Origin of the sequence: Ilumatobacter sp., from assembly GCF_965215205.1 — a bacterium.
In the GTDB taxonomy this organism is placed as follows: domain Bacteria; phylum Actinomycetota; class Acidimicrobiia; order Acidimicrobiales; family Ilumatobacteraceae; genus Ilumatobacter_A.
In genome coordinates this window covers 2,300,871-2,320,383 of sequence record NZ_OZ244049.1, presented here as the reverse complement: position 1 = coordinate 2,320,383, position 19,513 = coordinate 2,300,871, and the positions used below count along the sequence as shown (strand labels likewise).

The following is a 19,513-nucleotide window of genomic DNA, read 5'->3' as shown; positions in this document are numbered from 1 at the left end:
ACGATGGCCGCAGCCCGGAAGACCCCGACGAAGAAGACGGCTGCGACGAGGACGACCGGGGCGGCCGGCAGGAAGACGGCGGCGAAGAAGGCCGCGAAGACGGCGGCGACGAGGAAGGACGCGGCCGAGACGACCGCTGCGAAGAAGGCGGCGGCGAAGGGGACCGCCACCGCGAAGGCGGCGAAGAAGGCCGCCACCGAGAAGAAGGCGCCGAAGAAGACCGCTGCGAAGGAGGCGGCGGCGAAGAAGACCGCTGCGAAGGAGGCGGCGGCGAAGAAGACCGCTGCGAAGGAGGCGGCGGCGAAGAAGACCGCTGCGAAGGAGGTGCCGAAGAAGGTGCCGAGGAAGACCGCCGCCAAGAAGGCGGCGCCGAAGAAGGCCGCAGCGAAGAAGGCCGCCGCGAAGAAGGCGGCGGCGAAGAAGACCGCCACGAAGACGACCCCGACGAAGACGTCCGCCGCGCCCGCTGCGGCGACCGAGACCACGCCCGCCACGACGGCGGCCGGGAAGAAGGCGACCGTGAAGAAGACCGCAGCCGAGACGACCGCAGAGAAGAAGGCGGCCACCAAGAGGACCACGGCGCAGACGAGCGCCGCGAAGAAGTCCGCGACGACGAAGACCGCGGCGAAGAAGGCGGTCGCGACCGAGGATCGTCCCGAGAACCCGTCGCGGACCTCGCTGCTGTCCAACGAGGTCCCCGTCCACCACGACATCCCCGACCCGCGGGGCACCACCAAGGACGGGATCACGTACACGAAGGACTTCGACGTGAAGTTCCTCAAGACGCAGCGCGACGAGCTGATCGCACGCCGCGAATCGGAGATCAAGCGGGCGACCCGCCTCGAGGACGAGGCCGAGAGCCTGATCGAGGACGGCGAGATGGGAGACGTCCAGTTCGACGACGAGGGCGGCGAGGGCGACACGATGGTGGTCCAGCGCGATCTCGATCGCCTCCTGTCGAGCCAGGCCCGCCAGGCGGTGCTCGACATCGACCTGGCGCTCGCCCGCATCGAGGCGGGGACCTACGGCTACTCGGAGGTGTCCGGCCTCCCGATCCCGCGCGAGCGTCTCGAGGCGCTCCCCGAGACCACGGTGCTCGCAGCCGAGAAGGTCAGTGGCGCCGGGCTCCGATAGGGCGATCCGCTCCTGGAGGGCCCCGGTCGCCCTGGCGGTCGTGGTCGTGGCGCTCGACCAGGCGACGAAGCACTGGGCCGTGAACCGGCTCTCGGGCGATCGGGTCATCGAGGTCGTCTGGACCCTGCAGTTCAACCTCGCGTTCAACAGCGGGATGGCCTTCAGTCAGGCTCAGGGCCTCGGTCCGCTCATCGCGGTCGTCGCGACCGGCGTGATCGTGTGGCTCCTCGCCTCGTTGCGCACCGAGGCCGGCGCGCTGAGCACGTTCGGCATGGGGTGCGTGATCGGGGGCGCGGCCGGCAACCTGATCGACCGGGCGTTGCGGCAGGAGGCGTGGCTGCAGGGGGCCGTCGTCGACTTCATCGACTTCCAGTGGTTCCCGATCTTCAACATCGCCGACATCGCGATCAACGTCGGCGCCGGAGCGCTGATCCTCAACGCGCTGCTCGCGACGCGCCGCACCTCCGACGGCGGGCCCGCCGGAGGAGACGCACGTCGTGACGACCGGGCGCTCGGTGAGCGCCCGTGAGCGACGAGGGCGAGCGCGCCGAGCCCGACGACGCCGCGAACCCGATCCGCGAGGTGGTCCCGGCGGCGCTCGACGGGCAGCGCCTGGACCGGATCGTGTCCCTCGTCGCCGACGTCAGCCGCTCGGAGGCCGCGGCGACCATCGACGCCGGCGGCGTGCGCGTCGACGGCGCCGAGGCCCCGTCGGGCAAGGTGCGCCTCGCCGAGGGTCAGGAGGTGGCGGTCGACGTGACCGCGATCCCCGTCGTCGAGATGCCCGGACCCGACCCCCACGTGACCTTCGGGGTCGTCCACGTCGACGATTCGGTGGTCGTCGTCGACAAGCCCCCCGGCCTCGTGGTCCACCCCGGTTCCGGCAACCGGTCGGGGACGCTGGCGAACGGGCTGCTGGCGCGGTTCCCCGACGTGGTCGACGTGGGGGACCGGATGCGACCCGGGATCGTCCACCGCCTCGACGCGGGCAGCTCGGGGCTGCTCGTCGTCGCCCGCACCCAGCACGCGGCGGACGCCCTGTCGGCCCAGTTCGTCGACCACAGCGCCGGGCGGACCTACGACGCCGTGGTCTGGGGGGTCCCCGAGGCGACCCACGGGATCATCGACGCCCCGCTCGGCCGGAGCCGCAGCGACCCGCTGCGCATGGCGGTCGTGGCCGACGGGCGCCCGTCGCGGACGGACTACCGGGTGATCTCCGCCTACTCCGAGCCGACGACGATGTCGCGCGTCGAGTGCCGGCTCGAGACCGGGCGAACCCACCAGATCCGGGTGCACCTGTCCTCGATCGGGCACCCGCTGATCGGCGACCCGGTGTACGGCCAGCGCCGACCCCACCTCGGCCTCGAGCGGCCGTTCCTGCACGCGACCGAGCTCGAGTTCACCCACCCGACGTCGGGGGAGCGGGTTGCGTTCCGCAGCCCCCTCGCTCCGGATCTGCGCGCCTGGCTCGACGCGGCGTCCTGAGCGGCACGCTCGTCGGCGGTCGGCGTCGGCGCGACGTCAGTGGGCGTGATCGGGCAGCGACGGCCAGGGAGCCTCGCCGTGGGCGATGTCCGCGATGTCGGCGAGGGTGTAGCCGTCGAGGTGCTCGCGCATGTGCGTCCCCGCCTGGTCCCAGATCGCGAGCAGCACGCACTGGCCCTCGTGGTCGCAGGCGCCGTCCTGGTGCGGTTGGCCGAAGTCGCCCAGCGTGATCGGACCGTCGACGGCCGAGACGATCTCCGACAGCCGGATGCCGTCGGGGGAGCGGTGCAGGGTGTACCCGCCGCCGACACCTCGCTTGGAGCGGACCAGACCGGCGCCCTTCAGCGCGAGCAGGATCTGCTCGAGGTACGGCTGGGGCAGACCGGTCCGCTCCGCGATGTCGCGCACCGACGTCGGCCCCTCGTCGTCACGCATCGCGAGCGACAGCAACGCTCGACAGGCGTAGTCGCCGCGGGTGGAGATGCGCATCGTCGGGAAGGGTATCCGTACACTCAAGTCGGTGAGTCGACCAGGGGGCAATCCGATCGTTCCGGACTACGCGGGGCCCAACGTCCGGGGCATCATCCCGGCCCTGCTCGGACCGGGTCCGTGGTCGGCGACGCCCGACTGGATCCCCGACGCCGTGCGCTCAGCGCGCGCCGTCGTCCTGCTGGTCCTCGACGGGCTCGGGTGGGACCAGCTGCAGAGCCACGCCCCGCTCGCCCCGACCCTGTCGTCGATGGACGGGCGCTCGATCCACACGGTCGCGCCGACCACCACGGCGACGGCGCTGAGCTCGATCACCACCGGGCTGACACCGGGCGAGCACGGCCTCGTCGGCTACCGGATGGTGCTCGGTGGCGACGTGATCAACGTCCTGCGGTGGGCGGTCGACGATCAGCAGGTGCGCCGGTCGCACCCCCCGAGCGACGTGCAGGCGTACGAGCCGTTCCTCGGCCGGGAGGTCCCGGTCATCGCCCAGGGCGAGCTGCAGAACTCCCCGTTCAGCGAGGCGCACCTGCGCGGGTGCGCACCCGTCGGCTGGCGCGCTCCGTCGAGCATCGCCGTGGAGGCCGCCGCCCAGGTCGAGTCCGGGGAGCGATTCGTCTACTGCTACTACAACGGCGTCGACAAGATCGCCCACGAGCGGGGCTTCGGCCCCTACTACGACGCCGAGCTGCGCTACTCCGACGCGCTGGTGGCCGACCTCCTCGCGACCCTGCCGGCGGGGACGGCGCTGCTGGTCACCGCGGATCACGGCCAGGTCCACGTGGCCGACCGCATCATCCGACCCTCCGACGAGCTGCTGGGCCCGGTCACGCTGCAGTCCGGCGAGGGCCGCTTCCGCTGGCTGCACTGCCGCCCGGAGGACGTCGACTCGCTCGTCGAGATCGCCGAGGGCGAGGTGGGTGACACGGCCTGGGTGGTCACGCGCGCCCAGATGCTCGACGAGGGGTGGTTCGGGCCCCACGTCGCCCCGCCCATCCAGCGCCGCCTCGGCGACGTGGCGTTGTGCGCCCACGAGCCGGTCAGCTTCCACGAGGAGTCCGACACCGGCCCCTACGAGCTGGTCTGCCGGCACGGATCGCTGACCTCGGCCGAGGTCAACGTCCCGCTCCTTGGCGCGCTCGTCGATTGACGCGCTAGAACGGGCCCATGTCCGACCCCGTGTCCACCGGTCCCGTCGATCCGCCCGATCAGCCCGACGTCGTCGAACCCGTCGACGCGGGGCAGGACGACGTCGACGAGCGGCTGTCGGGCCCCGCGACGCAGGGAGCGCCGACGGGGTCGGACTCGACCGGGGCGGGCTCGACGGACGGGGGCGACGGCGAGGAGGGATCCGGCGAGCAGGGATCCGGCGAGGTCGAGGTGGGCGGCGAGGCGGTGACCGAGCCCGCGAAGGTGATGCGGGTCGGCTCGATGATCAAGCAGCTCCTCGAGGAGGTGCGCTCGACCGATCTCGACACAGCGTCGCGCGAGCGGCTCGCGGAGACCTACGAGCGCTCCGTCGTCGAGCTGTGCAACGCGCTGTCGCCGGATCTCCAGGAGGAGCTGCGGACGCTCTCGCTGCCGTTCGATCACGACGAGGTCCCGAGCGACGCCGAGCTGCGGGTGGCGAAGGCTCAGCTCGTCGGCTGGCTCGAGGGGTTGTTCCACGGGATCCAGGCGACGCTGATGGCCCAGCAGTTCGCCGCCCAGCAGCAGGTGCAGCAGATGCGCCAGATCCCCGGCCAGACCGGCGGCCCGGGGCCCCGCCCCCAGGGCGCTCCGCAGCCGCCCCAGACCGGCACCTACCTGTGACCCGCCGGAGGCCTCCCCGTCCCATCGGGGTGGCACCCCGGCTCACACGCGAGTAATTTGGGTCGCCTCCCATGGCCGACTCCTTCACCCACCTCCACGTCCACACCGAGTTCTCCATGCTCGACGGAGCGTCGCGACTCGACGAGATGGTGGCCAAGGCGGTGGGGGACGGCCAGCCCGCGATCGGCATGACCGACCACGGCAACATGTACGGCACGTTGGACTTCTACAAGGAGTGCAACAGCCAGGGCATCAAGCCGATCATCGGTACCGAGGCCTACATGGCCCACGACCACCGGTCCGAGCGGCCCTCTCGGCGCGGCCGGGTCGACGACTCGGGTGGCGAGACCCAGGGCGGCAACAAGCTCTACTACCACCTGATCCTGCTGGCCGAGAACGACGTCGGGTACCGCAACCTCATCCAGCTCTCGTCGCTCGCGTTCATGGAGGGCTACTACTACAAGCCGCGGATGGACTGGGAGCTGCTCGAGAAGTACTCCGAGGGGATCATCGCGACGAGCGGCTGCCTCGGTGGTCACGTCCTGCAGTCGCTGCTGAACGGCGACGACGCCGGTGCGCTGGAGAAGGCGGCACGCCTGCAGGACATCTTCGGCCGCGACGGCTTCTTCATCGAGATCCAGGACCACGGGATCCCGGCGCAGGCCGAGACCAACCCGAAGCTGCTCGAGATCGCACGCAAGATCCAGGCGCCGCTGCTCGCCACGAACGACAGCCACTACACCCACCAGCACGACCACGACGCGCACGACGCGCTGCTGTGCGTGCAGACCGGGTCGCTGATGTCCGACCCGAAGCGGTTCAAGTTCGAGGGCAGCGACCACTACCTGAAGACCGCAGCCGAGATGCGGTACCTGTTCCGCGAGATCCCCTCGGCGTGCGACAACTCGCTGTGGATCGCGGAGCGGGCGAACGTCGAGATCGAGTTCGGCAAGCCGCTGCTGCCGAACTTCCCCCTCCCCGACGGCTTCGACGACGACGAGGCCTACCTGCGCCACCTCACCCAGCAGGGCGCCGAGAAGCGATGGGGCCACGACGTCCCGAAGGCCGCGGTCGAGCGGTTGGCCTACGAGCTGTCGGTGATCTGCGACATGGGGTTCGCCTCCTACTTCCTGATCACCTGGGACCTCATCAAGCACGCCCGCGACAACGGGATCCGCGTCGGGCCGGGGCGTGGGTCCGCAGCCGGCTGCGCGGTGGCCTACTGCCTGTGGATCACCGACCTCGACCCGATCGAGTACGACCTGCTGTTCGAGCGGTTCCTCAACCCGAGCCGCATCTCGATGCCCGACATCGACATGGACTTCGAGACGCGCTACCGCGACGAGATGATCCGCTACGCGGCCGAGCGCTACGGGCGCGAGCACGTCGCCCAGATCGTGACGTTCGGGTCGATCAAGGCGCGCAACGCGGCGCGCGACGCCGCGCGCGTGCTCGGCTACCCCTACGGGGTGGGCGACAAGATCGCCAAGGCGATGCCGCCGCTGGTGATGGGCCGCGACACCCCGTTGAAGTACTGCTTCGAGCAGCACCCGAAGTACGCGGACGGCTACAAGGCGGCCGCCGACCTGCGTGCGATGTACGACACCGATCCCGACATCAAGAAGGTGATCGACGTCGCCAAGGGGCTCGAGGGGCTCAAGCGCTCCGACGGGATCCACGCGGCCGCCGTGGTGATCACCAAGGACCCGGTCACCGAGTACGTGCCGATCCAACGCAAACCCGAGTCCGGCAAGGACCCCGAGGACGCCCCGGTCGTCACGCAGTACGAGATGCACGGGGTCGAGTCGCTCGGCCTGCTGAAGATGGACTTCCTCGGTCTGCGCAACCTCGACGTCATCTCCGACGCCGAGGTCATGATCAAGGAGCGCCACGACCCCGACTTCGACATCGAGACGACCCCGCTCGACGACCCGAGGACCTACGAGCTGCTGGCGCGCGGCGACACGATCGGGATCTTCCAGCTCGAGTCGCCGCCGATGCGCCAGTTGCTCAAGGCGATGGAGCCGACCACGTTCCCGCACATCGCGGCCGTGCTCGCCCTCTACCGGCCGGGCCCGATGTCGGTGAACATGCACTACGACTTCGCCGATCGGATGAACGGGCGTCAGGACGTCAGCTACTTCCACGAGGACGCGAAGGACGTCCTCGGAGACACCTACGGGCTGATGATCTACCAGGAGAGCGTGATGCGCGTGGCGCAGAAGTTCGCCGGGTACTCCCTCGCCGAGGCCGACAACCTGCGCAAGGCGATGGGCAAGAAGTCGCGCGAGGTCATGGCGCAGGCGCGCCAGGCGTTCGAGGACGGGGTCGTCGAGCAGGGCTACGGCGACGAGATGGGCCCGATGCTGTTCGACATCATCGAGAAGTTCGCCGACTACGCGTTCAACAAGAGCCACACGTTCGGCTACGGGCTGATCACGTACCAGACCGCGTACATGAAGGCGCACTACCCGGTCGAGTACATCGCATCGCTGCTGACGAGCGTGAAGAACAACCTCGACAAGGCCGCCACCTACCTGTCGGACTGCCGCTCGATGGGCATCAAGGTGCTGCCGCCCGACGTGAACCGGTCGCTGACGAACTTCGGCGCGCTGTCCCCCGACGAGCTCCCCGACGGGGTGACCGTCCCGGTCGGCAGCCCCGGCGCGATCACGTTCGGGCTCTCGGCGGTTCGCAACGTCGGCGAGGGCCTCGTCGCGCAGCTCCTCGCCGAGCGCGACGAGAACGGCGAGTTCAGCAGCTTCCACGACTTCGTCGAGCGGGTCCCCGAGGCCGTGCTGAACAAGCGGACCATCGAGTCGTTGATCAAGGGCGGGGGGTTCGACTCGCTGGGGCACGACCGCCGCGCCCTGCTCACCGTCTTCGAGCACATCATCGACACCACCGTCCAGCGCCGCCGCGAAGCCGAGAAGGGGGTGATGTCGCTGTTCGGCGACTGGGGTGACGACGACGCCGGCTCCGACGACGCCGGGTCCTTCGACGAGCGCACCCCGATCCCCATTGACATGGAGTTCGACAAGTCCGACAAGCTCCGCTACGAGAAGGAGATGCTCGGGCTGTACGTGTCCGACCACCCCCTGTTCGGCGTCGAGTCGGCGCTGCGGCGCAAGGTGGAGCACCACCTGATCGACCTGCCGAACATGGACGACGGCACCGCGGTGGTCGTCGGCGGGGTCATCACGAACCTCGCCCGCAAGTTCACCAAGAAGGGCGACCAGATGGCGGTGTTCGTGCTCGAGGACCTCGACGCGTCGATCGAGGTCACGATCTTCCCGCGCACCCTGGTCGAGCAGGGCCACAAGCTCGAAGACGACCTCATCGTGTCCGTGAAGGGGCGCCTCGACCGGCGCGACGAGTCGCGCTTCGGCGTGATCGGCCAGACGATCACCGTGCTGCAGGGCCTCTCCGACGGTCCGGCTCCGCCGCTGCGCCTGCGGTTGCCGGCGCCGAGCCTCGACGAGCTGAAGGTGCAGCGCCTGAAGCGGATCGTGAAGGAGTACCCGGGTGACTCGGTGGTGCTCGTCGACGTCGGTCAGCGCAAGGTGCTCAAGCTCTCCGACGAGTTCCGCGTCGATCTGGACCGGGTGGTCGGCGAGCTGCGCATGGCATTCGGCCACGAGGCGGTCCTGCTGTAGAATGGGGTCGATGGCTCTCGATGTTGTGACCAATGACGCCTCCGCCTTGGAAGACACCGACCTCGACGAGCTGGCCTCGATGGAGGAAGCCTTCACCGCCGGCCAGCTCTCGAAGGCCCAGGAGGACTGGGTCCTCGTCACGACGGCTCGCTTCGGAGGTGCGCTCCACGGGTTCACCTTCTCGACCCTGGAGCGGATCGGAGGGACGCCCTGCGTGCTGATCGGCCTGATGAGCGTCAAGCGCTCGGCCAAGCGTGACCAGGTGCTGAGGGGTCTGATGAGCGAGGCGTACCACCGAGCCCTGATGGCCTTCCCCGACGAGGACGTCGTGGTGGGGTGCCGCTTCGTCAACGCCGACGCCCGAGCGGCGTTCAAGGACCTCGACGGCGTGACGCCGTCGCCCGGCGTCGACGCGGTCGGCGAGGAGCGCGCCTGGGGCCGCCGCCTCGCGAAGCGGTTCTCGGTCGACAAGAAGTACGACGCGAAGAAGTTCATCGCGAGCGCCGGAGCCCAGGACGGCTACCTCGACTTCGAGTCGGCCGATGCGTCCAAGCTCGACGCCGACCTCGTCGAGATGATGAGCGAGGTGCCCGCCGACAAGGGCGGAGCGATGGTGGTGTACGGCTGGACGATGGCCGAGGACCTCGTCAAGCTCGGCAAGCGCTGAGCCCCGCCGGCCGGCGCCGTCTCCGTCGAGCTCACCGTCCGCGACGATGACGGAGTTCACCGAGGTCGTCCGCAACCGTCGGATGACCCGGGCGTTCGCGCCCGAGCCGCTCGATCACGGCCAGCTCGATCGCCTGGTCGACCTCGCGGGGCGTGCTCCGAGCGCCGGCAAGTCGCAGGGGTGGCACCTGGTGGCGCTCGAGGGCGACGAGACGGCGCGGTACTGGGACGTCGCGCTGCCGCGCGAGCGGCGAGCGACCTTCCGGTGGTCGCACCTGCTCGACGCTCCGGTCGTGCTCCTCGCGTTCGCCGACCCCCACGCCTACGTCGAGCGCTACGCGCAGGACGACAAGTCGAGCACCGGCCTCGGCGCAGGGGTCGAGGCGTGGCCGGCCCCGTACTGGACGATCGACGCGTCGATGGCGGTGATGACGCTGCTGCTCGCCGCGGAGGACGAGGGCCTCGGTGCGCTCCTGTTCGCCGTGTTCCGCTCCGAGGAGGAGATCCGCGCCTCGCTCGGGGTGCCCGAGCGGATGGTGACGATCGGCGCCGTCGCCCTCGGCCGCCCGCACCCCGAGCCCGCCGGCCGGGGCCGGTCCGCCAGCCGCCCCCGTCGCACCCCCGCCGAGATCGTCCACCGCGGCGGCTGGTGACGCGCCCGCCGCTCGACCGGCCGACCCGTCATCGGACCGGGGCATCGATCGGACGGGGTGGTCGACCGTCCGACCCGTCGTCCGACCGGGTGGTCGATCGGCGGGGTGGTCGGCCGGAGGGGGTCGTCAGTCGGACGGGGTCGCCGGGCGCATCCCGGTCAGGGCTTCGATGAAGTCCTCCTTGGTGGTCACCGGGGCGGCGCAGACGTGGTCACGGCACACGTACGCGTGGCCGGGGGTGCGGCCCTCCCAGAGCGGGGAGTCGTAGGGCTCCCCCCAGGCGAGCACGACGTCGGGTCGCCAGATCGAGTGCGCGACCCGCACGAACTCGGACATGTCGTGGTCGTCGTCGCCGACGATCACCACCTCGGTGGCCCCACGCCGCGCGATGTCGGTGGCGAGCAGCGCGTTGGAGTGCAACCCGACCCTCCCCTCGAGCCGCGCCGCGAGCAGCTGCAGGATGCGGTCGGCCTGGTTCCGGTAGCGCATCTCGCCGGTCAGCGAGGCGAGCCGGTACAGGGCGAGCGCTCCGAGCGAGTTGGCCGACGGGGTCGCCGTGTCGGAGAGGTCCTTCTGGCGCACGATGAGGTGCTCCCCGTCCTCGGCGGTCGTGAACAGACCACCTTCGACCGGATCGAAGAACCAGTCGAGCATCGTGTCGGCCGTGGCGCGCGCCTCGTGGATCCAGCGCGCCTCGCCCGTCGCCTCCGCCAACCGGGTGAACGCGTCGACGAGGGCGGCGTGGTCGGCGGCGAGAGCGTCGTGGCGCGCCGGCGGGACGCCGTCGGCCTGCCACGAGCGGTACCACCGGCCGTTGGCGCCGCGCATGTTGTCGATCAGGAACTCGGCGTTCGCGATCGCCGCGTCGAGCCACGGGCGATGCGCGAACACGGCGCCGGCCTGGCTCAGGCTCGACAGGAACAGGGCGTTCCACTCGAGCAGCACCTTGTCATCGGTGGCGGGCTTCGGACGCTGCTCGCGGGCGTCGAACAGGAGGCGGCGGGTGGCCTCGAGCTCGCGGGTCCTCACGAGCTCGCCGCGGTGGTGCGCACGGTTGGGGATGTTCCGCCCGGCGCCGTCGCCGTCGAGGTCGCCCTCGTCGTTGATCGACCACCACTCCAGCGTCTCCGCGACGATCTCGGGCTTGACGCGCGCCAGCGCGGCGCGCACCTCCTCGGTCGTCCAGGTGTGGAACAGGCCCTCGACCGGGACCCCGTCGGGGCCGGGGGAGTCGGCGTCCTGCGCCGAGAGGAACCCGCCGTCGTCGTGTCGCAGCTCGCGCAGCACGTACTCGATCGTCTCCTGGACGACCTGGCGCCACTCGGGTCGGCGCATCACGACGAGCCCGTGCAGGTAGGTCTGGGCGAGCAGCGCCTGGTCGGGCAGCATCTTCTCGAAGTGGGGGACCATCCACTCGCGGTCGGTCGAGTAGCGGGCGAACCCGCCGCCGATGTGGTCGTAGAGCCCGCCGGACGCCATCGCGTCGAGGGTCGTCTCCACGATTCGCTTCGCGGCGTCCGCGCCGCTCGTCATGTACGCCCGCAGGATCAGCTCGATGTTGAACGTCGAGGGGAACTTCGGAGGGCTGCCGAACCCGCCCCACTCCGGGTCGAACGCCCGGGCGAGGGTCTGCACCGAGGTGTTCAGCTGCTCGACGGTCGGGATCTCGTCCGACGGGGTCAGCCCGGCGGTGGTGTCGATCGCCTCGACGAGCGCGGCCGTGTTGGTCGCCACGTCGTCGGGCTTGTTGCGGTAGACGTCGTCGACCGACTCCATCAGCGCGAGGAACGTGTCGCGGGGGAAGTAGGTCCCCCCGTAGAAGGGCTTCGCGTCGGGGGTCGTGAACACCGTCATCGGCCACCCGCCGCGGCCGGTCATCGCCTGCACCGCGTCCATGTACAGCTGATCGACGTCGGGCCGCTCCTCGCGATCGACCTTGACGTTGACGAACAGCTCGTTCATCCGTGCCGCGACCTCGTCGTCCTCGAAGCACTCGTGCGCCATCACGTGGCACCAGTGGCAGGCCGAGTACCCGACCGACAGCAGCACCGGGACGTCGCGCTCGCGCGCCGCCGCGAAGGCCTCGGGCCCCCACGGGTACCAGTCGACCGGGTTGTCGCGGTGCTGTCGGAGGTACGGGGAGGTCTCGTCGGCCAGGCGGTTCACCGCGTCGAGGGTACCCACCGACGGCAGGGGGTGAGCCTCGCCCCACCCCGCCCGGACGAGCCCTGCCGCCCTAGCATCGGGCGATGGACACCGACCCGTCGTCGGACGCCTACGGGTTCCTGCGCGAGGTCGTCGGGCTGATCGCGGTGACCCTGCCGCTCGTCGTCCTCGGCGGCGACGTGATCATCGATCGCATCGACGACGAGCCCGGCGCCAGCCCGATCCCGCTCGGCTCGATCAGCATCTACTACTACGAGCGCACCGGGGGGTGGTTCGTCGGGTCGCTGTTCGCCCTCGCGGTGTTCTTCCTCTCCTACGAGTACGTGAACCGCCCCGGCCGCCACGTCGACAACCTGGTCAGCACGATCGCGAGCGGGTTCGCCGTCGCGGTCGCCCTGCTGCCGACGGCGAGCAGCGGCAGCGAGGCGACGGGAGGGGCCGCGGTCGTGGCCACGGTGCACCTCGTGTGCGCCGGCGTGCTGTTCGCGCTGCTCGCCTGGTTCTCGCTCTACCAGTTCACCAAGACCGGAGGGGAGGTGGTCGCCTCGACCCCGTGGCGCGACCGCCTGCTGCGGCTCGTGCGCACCGCCCCCGAGCACCTCTCGACGATGACGCCGAACAAGGTGCGCCGCAACCTCGTCTACCGGGTGTGCGGCTGGCTGATCCTGCTCTCGATCGCCGCGATCGGGGTGTCGAACCTGTTCGACCTCGACCAGGTGTTCTTCTGGGAGTCGGTCGCCGTCGTCGCGTTCGGGGCGTCGTGGCTGGTCAAGGGCGGCTTCGCCGGGATCCTCGCCGATGCCGATGCCGATGCCGATGCCGATGCCGATGCCGATGCCGATGCCGATGCCGGTGCCGATGCCGATGCCGACGGGGCGGGCGGCGACGACGGTGAACCGGCTCGGAACCCGGCCTGAGGCATCGGGCCCGCCGGGCGTCAGGCGCCGACGGCGTGGTAGCCGCCGTCGACGTGGACGATCTCGCCCGTCGTCGCCGGGAACCAGTCGCTGAGCATCGCGACCACCGTGCGCGCCACCGGTTCGGAGTCGGTGACGTCCCAGCCCAGCGGGGCCCGCTCGTCCCACACGTCCTCGAAGCGCGCGAACCCCGGGATCGACTTGGCGGCCATGGTCTTGATCGGCCCGGCGGCGACGAGGTTGCACCGGATGCCCTGCGGACCGAGCTCCTTCGCGAGGTACCGCGACACCGACTGCAGGGCCGACTTGGCGACCCCCATCCAGTTGTACGCGGGCCACGCCTGGCGGTTGTCGAAGTCGAGGCCGACGATCGAGCCGCCCGATCCGTGGGGCGCGGTCATCAGGGGGACGAACGCGTCCGCGAGGGCCTTGAGCGAGTACGCCGAGATGTGCATCGCCGTCGCGACGTCGTCCCACTCGGCGGCCATGAAGTCGTCGCCGAGGCACGACTCGGGGGCGAAGCCGATCGCGTGCAGCACGCCGTCGACGCGACCCCATCGCTCGAGCAGCGCCTCGCGCACCGCCACCCCGTGCTCGGGCTCGGTGACGTCGAGCTCGAGCACCTCGATCTCGTCACCGGCCGGGTGCGCCAGCTTGCGTGCGGTGCGCCGGGTCAGCTTCAGGCCGCGGCCGGCACCGGTGAGCACGATCTCCGCGCCCTCGGCCAGCGCGATCCGTGCCACGCCGAAGGCCAGCGAGTCGTCGGTGAGCACCCCGGTGACCACGATCCTCTTGCCGTCCAGCAGTCCCATGTCCTCGGACCGTAGTGCCTCCCGGCCCAGGTGCGTCGAGGGTGCGGCGTGGGCTCGGTGCCTTGGGCCGTGCACCGTGCGATGTGCAACGCTGTGGCCGTGAGCAGCACCCCGCGCATCGGCATCCTCGGTGGCACCGGGCCCGCGGGCAGCGGTCTCGCCGCTCGCCTCGCGAGCATCGGGTACCCCGCGATCATCGGGTCGCGCTCGAAGTACCGGGCGATGGAGGCGCGCGACACCCTGATCGAACGCTGGCCGCACCTCGACGACCTGCTGCACTTCGGTGACAACGAGGCCGCGGCCGACGCCGAGATCGTGGTCATCGCGACCCCGTGGGACTCCGCGGCGCGCACGGCCCAGGAGAACGAGCCGGCGCTCGACGGCAAGATCGTCATCTCGATGGCGAACGCGCTCGTGCGGGTCAACAAGGAGTTCCAGCCGCTCGTCCCCCCGCGTGGCAGCGTCGCCGCGCACGTCCAGGCCGCCGTGCCGCGCTGCCGCCTCGTCGCCGCGTTCCACCACCTGCCCGCCACCGAGCTCGGCAACATCGAGGAGCCGATCGACTCCGACGTGCTCATCTGCGGTGACGACCCGTCGGCCGTCGCCGAGGTGAGCGACATCGTGTGGAACATGCCCGGGTGCCGCCCGCTCGACGCCGGGGAGCTGTCCAACGCGACGGCGATCGAGGCGTTCACCGCCGTCCTGCTGCAGCTCAACGTGCGCTACAAGACCCGGGTGGCGCCGAAGCTGACCGGGATCACCCTCGAGCGATCGGTCGCATCGGTCGGGGACGTCCCGGGCGGGGACGCCGCGGAGGCGTCGGACGACGAGCTCGTCGCCGATCAGGGGTGAGCGTGCCGGCTCCGATGCAGCTGTACGACACCGCCCGGCGCGCGGTGGTCCCGTTCGAGCCGGGTGACGACGTGCTGATGTACACCTGCGGCATCACCCCCTACGACTCGACCCACCTCGGCCACGCGGCCACCTTCATCGCGTACGACGTGCTGCAGCGCCGGCTGATCGACCGGGGCCACACGGTGACCTGCGTGCGCAACGTCACCGACGTCGACGACCCCCTGTTCGCCAAGGCGCGCGAGCTCGGCATCCACTACCTCGACCTGGCGGCGGGGGAGGAGGCGCGCTTCGAGCGGGACATGGAGGCGCTGAACGCGCTCCCGGTCGCCTCGACCCCCCGGGCGTCGTCCGCGATCCCCGACATCCGCGGCTTCATCGGGATGGTCATCGACCGTGGCCACGCCTACGAGGCTGGCGGCTCGGTCTACTTCGACGTGTCCACCTTCCCGTCCTTCGGCACGCTCAGCCACCACACCGAGGAGGAGATGCTGGCCTTGGCGGCCGAGCGCGGCGGCCAGGTCGACGACCCGAACAAGCGCAACCCGCTCGACTTCGTGCTGTGGCACCCCTCGGCGAGCGACGAACCGTCGTGGGACACCCTGTGGGGAGCGGGGCGGCCGGGGTGGCACATCGAGTGCTCCGCTCTCGCCCTGCGCGAGCTCGGCACCACGATCGATCTGCACGGAGGTGGCGCGGACCTGATCTTCCCCCACCACGAGTGCGAGCGGGCCCAGTCCGAGGCCGCGACGGGGGAGAGCTTCGTGACCCACTGGATGCACACCGCGCTGATCTCGATGGACGGCGAGAAGATGTCCAAGAGCCGCGGCAACCTGGTGTTCGTCGACCGCCTGCGCGAGGAGTGGGACCCCCGGGCGATCCGGTTGGGGATCGTGGAGCACCACTACCGCACCGAGTGGGAGTGGGACGACGAGCTCATGCCGCGCAACCGCGATCGGCTCGATGCGTGGCGGGCGAACGCCGGCTCGAACCCGGGGCTGCTGGCGGACGTGCGCGCTCGCCTCGACGACGATCTCGACACCCCCGGTGCCGTCGAGCTCGTCGACGCGGCGGCCGCTTCCGGTCACGGCACCCGCGAGGCGAGCGAGCTCCTCGGCGTCGACCTCGACTGAGGCGGTCGGTGCCGCCGGGTGCGCCGCCTCGGCGGAGGCCGGCGGAGGGTGGTGGAGGTCGGCGGAGGGTGGCGGAGAGCGTCGTCGGTGTCGTCGGCGCGGTGGGGCGAGGTGACGTCCCCGCACCGGTTCGCGGCCGGTCCGAGCGGGCGTGGAGGACGCTCGGGTGGATCGAGGACCACGCGCCCGACCGAGCGCGACTCGTTCACGCGACGTTCACGTGCCGATGAAGATCCGTCCACGTCGCGGGTCTACTGTGCGCGAGATGACGACCACCCCCGGTGCCGGAGCAGCTCAGCGTCGGTTCCGTGCGATCGCACGGCCCGCCGTGCGTCGGCTGTGGGACGTCGAGGCCGTGGGCTTCGACCGGTTGCCGGTCGACGGCCCGGCGATCCTGTGCCCGAACCACATCAGCTTCCTCGACTCGGTGCTCCTGCTCGCCGAGCTGCCCCGCCCGGTGTCCTTCGTCGGCAAGGCGGAGTACATGGACTCCGCCCTCACCCGCCGGCTGTTCCCGGCGCTCGGGATGATCCCGATCGAGCGGGGGAACGGCGCGAAGTCGCTCGTCGCGCTCGACGCGGCCCGCACCGTGCTCGAGCGGGGAGAGCTGTTCACCATCTTCCCGGAGGGGACCCGCAGCCGAGACGGCCTGCTCCACAAGGGTCGCACCGGAGCCGCCCGCCTGGCCCTGCAGACGGGCATCCCGGTGTACCCGGTGGGGATCACCGGGACCGATGCGATCCAGCCGCCCGGCGCTCGGTTGCCACGACCGGGTCCGGCGTGCCGGATCGAGGTCGGCGACCCGATCGATCCCGCGCGCTACTCCGACCGGCCGTCGACCCACGTGGCCTGCCGCTCGATGATCGACGAGGTGATGTTCGAGATCGGCCGACTCAGCGGCCGCGACTACGTCCACCGCTACGCCGGCTCCGACGATCGCGCCGCCCCCGGCTCCGCCCCGGCCCCGAGCCCGACGCGTGCGGCGGCGGCCGATGCCGCCCCCGCCGACGCGGGAGACCGGGCGCGCTGCACGACGCGCCCGGGCGGACGCGACGTCGTGGTCCCGACGCCGCCGCCGGGCCGCGACGACCGTCGCCTCGTCGGCGCCGGGCGCTGAGACCGCGGATCGACGACGCGGCGCCGCACGGCGTGACCGTGGCGAAACCCCCGATCGCGGCGCTGGCCGTGCCCGTATCGTGGGGCGGATCATGTCGAACATCACCGTGTCACTGCCCGACGGATCCCAGCGCGAGCTGCCGGGATCGTCGACGCCGCTCGACCTGGCCGCCTCGATCGGATCGGGCCTGAAGAAGGCCGCCGTGGCCGCGAGGGTCAACGGGACGGACACCGATCTGACGCGCGAGCTCGACGACGGCGACGAGGTGGCGATCATCACCAACGACACCGAGGCCGGGCGCCACGTGCTGCGCCACTCGACCGCCCACGTGCTGGCGCAGGCGGTCACCCAGCTGTACCCGGGGGCGAAGTTCTCCGTCGGACCGGCGATCGAGAACGGCTTCTACTACGACTTCGACCTCCCCGACGGCCAGACCTTCGCCGACGACGACCTCGCGCGGATCGAGGCGAGGATGAAGGAGATCGTCAGGGCCAACCAGCCCTTCGAGCGCTCCGAGCACTCGATGGCCGAGGCCAAGGAGCTCTTCGCCGATCAGCCGTACAAGATCGAGATCATCGAGCGGGTGGAGAGCGCGGGCGCCGACGCGCTCGACGAGGGCGAGATCGCCGGAGACGGGATCATCAGCGCGTACCGCAACTCGGAGACGTTCGTCGACATGTGCGTCGGCCCCCACGTCCCCTCGACCGGTCGGCTGGCGTTCTTCAAGCTGCAGAAGGTGGCCGGAGCCCACTGGCGTGGCAACGAGTCGGGGAAGATGCTCCAGCGGCTGTACGGCACCGCGTGGGAGTCGAAGCAGGCGCTCAACGACCACCTGCACCAGCTCGAGGAAGCCGCGAAGCGCGACCACCGCAAGCTGGCGACCGAGCTCGACCTGCTCAGCTTCCCGTCCGAGCTCGGCGGCGGGCTGGCGGTGTGGCACCCGAAGGGAGCCATCGTGCGCAAGCTGATGGAGGACTACAGCCGACTGCGCCACGAGCAGGGCGGCTACGAGTTCGTCTACACCCCGCACCTCGCGAACGGCACCCTGTTCGAGACCTCGGGCCACCTCCAGTGGTACGCCGACGGGATGTACCCGCCGATGGAGATGGACAACGGCACGTACTACATGAAGCCGATGAACTGCCCGATGCACTGCCTGATCTTCGGCAGCCGCCAGCGCAGCTACCGCGAGCTGCCGCTGCGCCTCTTCGAGCTCGGCAACGTGTACCGCTACGAGCGCGCCGGGACCCTCCACGGCCTGCTGCGCATCCGCGGCTTCACCCAGGACGACAGCCACATCTACTGCACCGCCGAGCAGCTCGCGGGCGAGATCGCGTCCCTGCTCGACTTCGTGCTGTCGGTGCTGCGCGCCTTCGGGTTCGAGGACTTCACGTTCAACCTCTCGACCAAGGACCCGGACAAGTACGTCGGCTCCGACGACATCTGGGACGAGGCGACGGCCGCGCTGCGCTCGGCGCTCGACCACCACGGACTGGAGTACGCGGTGAAGGAGGGTGACGCCGCGTTCTACGGACCCAAGATCGACATCGACGTGCGCGACGCGATCGGGCGGTCGTGGCAGCTGTCGACGATCCAGGCCGACTTCCAGCTCCCCGAGCGCTTCGGCCTCGAGTACGTCGGCACCGACAACGAGCGGCACCGCCCGATCATGCTGCACCGGGCGCTGTTCGGATCGATCGAGCGCTTCTTCGGGGTGCTGGTCGAGCACTACGCCGGGGCGTTCCCGACGTGGCTGGCCCCACTGCAGGTGCGCGTCCTGCCGGTCGCGGAGGCGCACCAACCCCACGCCGCGAAGGTCGCCGAGCGACTCGCGGCGATCGGCGCCCGCGTCGACGTGGTCGTCGCGGACACCGGTCTCGGCAAGCGGATCCGCACGGCGAAGATGGACAAGATCCCCTACGTCCTCGTCGTCGGCGACGACGACGTCGCCGCCGACACCGTCGGCGTGAACGCGCGCACCGACCTGGTCGCCGAGGGCTCGGCCGACGTCGAGCGCGACGTCGCCTTCGACGCCTTCGTCGAGCGGTTCCGCGCCGAGGTCGACGGGGCGACGGCGGCGGCGCTGTCGGCCTGAGCGTGCTGGAGCGGATCTGGTCCGGTTGGCGGGCGAGCTACGTCTCGGCCGCACCCGCGCGCACCGATCCCGACGCGGTCGACGGCAGCGTGTTCACCCGGCTGCTGCGCTCGGGCGCTCCCGACGACGAGACCCACATCGTGCACCGGGGAGCGGCGGTCTTCGCGGTGCTCAACATCCACCCGTACACGAGCGGCCACCTCCTCGTGGTGCCGTACCGCGAGGTCGCCGACCTCGCCGATCTCACCGACGACGAGACGACCGAGCTGTGGTCGACCGTGACCGACGCGGTGGCCGTGGTGCGCCGCGCCTACGCGCCCGACGGGTTGAACGTCGGGGTGAACCTCGGTCGCCCCGCCGGGGGGTCGGTGCCCACGCACCTGCACGTCCACGTCGTCCCCCGCTGGACCGGCGACTCGAACTTCATGTCCACCGTGGCCAACGCCCAGACCCTGCCCGAGTCCCTGGCGCGCAGCGCGGAGCGGCTCCGCTCCGCCTGGGCCCCCTGAGGGGAGGCGCCGAGCGC

Annotated in this window: 17 protein-coding genes; 14 read left to right on the top strand and 3 right to left on the bottom strand. The window is 70.8% G+C overall.

Translation table 11 applies throughout. The features are described 5' to 3' along the window. Positions 1-3 precede the first annotated feature (3 nt). Genes ACOOHC_RS10935 through ACOOHC_RS10925 form a run of 3 tightly spaced genes read left to right on the top strand, consistent with a single transcriptional unit; the run spans position 4 to position 2,619 of the window. Complete coding sequence (locus ACOOHC_RS10935; RefSeq protein ID WP_420450439.1) at positions 4-1,134, top strand: TraR/DksA family transcriptional regulator; 1,131 nt, start codon at positions 4-6, stop codon at positions 1,132-1,134. Continuing rightward, positions 1,115-1,663, top strand: a complete 549-nt coding sequence (lspA, locus tag ACOOHC_RS10930; protein ID WP_420450438.1) for a signal peptidase II — start codon at positions 1,115-1,117, stop codon at positions 1,661-1,663. Before ACOOHC_RS10935 ends, lspA begins: the two co-directional genes overlap by 20 nt. Then, positions 1,660-2,619 (top strand): RluA family pseudouridine synthase, encoded by a 960-nt coding sequence (locus ACOOHC_RS10925; protein WP_420450437.1) that lies wholly within the window; start codon positions 1,660-1,662, stop codon positions 2,617-2,619. Before lspA ends, ACOOHC_RS10925 begins: the two co-directional genes overlap by 4 nt. 36 nt (positions 2,620-2,655) lie before the next feature. Here ACOOHC_RS10925 and ACOOHC_RS10920 read toward each other — a convergent pair whose 3' ends face one another. Further along, complete coding sequence (locus tag ACOOHC_RS10920) at positions 2,656-3,108, bottom strand: RrF2 family transcriptional regulator (protein ID WP_420450436.1); 453 nt, start codon at positions 3,106-3,108, stop codon at positions 2,656-2,658. Positions 3,109-3,139: 31 nt separating this feature from the next. On the opposite strand from ACOOHC_RS10920, the gene ACOOHC_RS10915 reads away from it, so the two are divergent. From ACOOHC_RS10915 to ACOOHC_RS10895, 5 genes are all read left to right on the top strand, one after another. Beyond that, positions 3,140-4,258, top strand: a complete 1,119-nt coding sequence (locus ACOOHC_RS10915) for an alkaline phosphatase family protein (RefSeq protein WP_420450435.1) — start codon at positions 3,140-3,142, stop codon at positions 4,256-4,258. A 17-nt stretch (positions 4,259-4,275) separates the two neighbouring features. Continuing rightward, positions 4,276-4,920, top strand: coding sequence for a proteasome activator (locus ACOOHC_RS10910; RefSeq protein WP_420450434.1), 645 nt, complete (start codon positions 4,276-4,278; stop codon positions 4,918-4,920). Positions 4,921-4,991: 71 nt separating this feature from the next. Beyond that, a complete protein-coding gene (gene dnaE, locus ACOOHC_RS10905; protein WP_420450433.1) occupies positions 4,992-8,576 on the top strand; it encodes a DNA polymerase III subunit alpha in 3,585 nt (1,194 codons plus the stop codon). 10 nt (positions 8,577-8,586) lie between these two features. Beyond that, positions 8,587-9,243 (top strand): hypothetical protein, encoded by a 657-nt coding sequence (locus ACOOHC_RS10900; RefSeq protein WP_420450432.1) that lies wholly within the window; start codon positions 8,587-8,589, stop codon positions 9,241-9,243. 46 nt (positions 9,244-9,289) lie between these two features. After that, on the top strand, positions 9,290-9,895 hold the full coding sequence (locus tag ACOOHC_RS10895; RefSeq protein WP_420450431.1) for a nitroreductase family protein: 606 nt from the start codon (positions 9,290-9,292) through the stop codon (positions 9,893-9,895). A 126-nt stretch (positions 9,896-10,021) separates the two neighbouring features. Here ACOOHC_RS10895 and ACOOHC_RS10890 read toward each other — a convergent pair whose 3' ends face one another. Further along, positions 10,022-12,061 carry a thioredoxin domain-containing protein gene (locus ACOOHC_RS10890; RefSeq protein ID WP_420450430.1) on the bottom strand — a complete coding sequence of 680 codons (2,040 nt, stop codon included), beginning with the start codon at positions 12,059-12,061 and terminating at the stop codon, positions 10,022-10,024. Between the two features lie 83 nt (positions 12,062-12,144). Here ACOOHC_RS10890 and ACOOHC_RS10885 point away from each other — a divergent pair, with 83 nt between their 5' ends. Next, the gene (locus ACOOHC_RS10885; protein WP_420450429.1) at positions 12,145-12,978 is read left to right on the top strand and encodes a hypothetical protein; all 834 of its coding nucleotides are present in this window, start codon (positions 12,145-12,147) and stop codon (positions 12,976-12,978) included. Positions 12,979-12,998: 20 nt separating this feature from the next. On the opposite strand, the gene fabI is transcribed toward ACOOHC_RS10885, so the two are convergent. Then, a complete protein-coding gene (fabI, locus tag ACOOHC_RS10880) occupies positions 12,999-13,790 on the bottom strand; it encodes an enoyl-ACP reductase FabI (protein WP_420450428.1) in 792 nt (263 codons plus the stop codon). A gap of 99 nt (positions 13,791-13,889) precedes the next feature. Between fabI and npdG the strand changes: the two genes are divergently transcribed. The 5 genes from npdG to ACOOHC_RS10855 all read left to right on the top strand — a co-directional run bounded on the left by npdG (position 13,890) and on the right by ACOOHC_RS10855 (position 19,496). Then, positions 13,890-14,642, top strand: a complete 753-nt coding sequence (npdG, locus tag ACOOHC_RS10875) for an NADPH-dependent F420 reductase (protein WP_420450427.1) — start codon at positions 13,890-13,892, stop codon at positions 14,640-14,642. Between the two features lie 14 nt (positions 14,643-14,656). Continuing rightward, positions 14,657-15,775, top strand: a complete 1,119-nt coding sequence (locus tag ACOOHC_RS10870) for a cysteine--tRNA ligase (RefSeq protein WP_420450426.1) — start codon at positions 14,657-14,659, stop codon at positions 15,773-15,775. Positions 15,776-16,040: 265 nt separating this feature from the next. Beyond that, a complete protein-coding gene (locus tag ACOOHC_RS10865) occupies positions 16,041-16,892 on the top strand; it encodes a lysophospholipid acyltransferase family protein (RefSeq protein WP_420450425.1) in 852 nt (283 codons plus the stop codon). Between the two features lie 91 nt (positions 16,893-16,983). Then, a complete protein-coding gene (thrS, locus tag ACOOHC_RS10860; RefSeq protein WP_420450424.1) occupies positions 16,984-18,987 on the top strand; it encodes a threonine--tRNA ligase in 2,004 nt (667 codons plus the stop codon). A 2-nt stretch (positions 18,988-18,989) separates the two neighbouring features. Then, positions 18,990-19,496: an HIT family protein gene (locus ACOOHC_RS10855; protein WP_420450423.1), complete on the top strand. Its 507-nt coding sequence runs from the start codon at positions 18,990-18,992 to the stop codon at positions 19,494-19,496. The last annotated feature ends 17 nt before the right edge of the window (positions 19,497-19,513 follow it).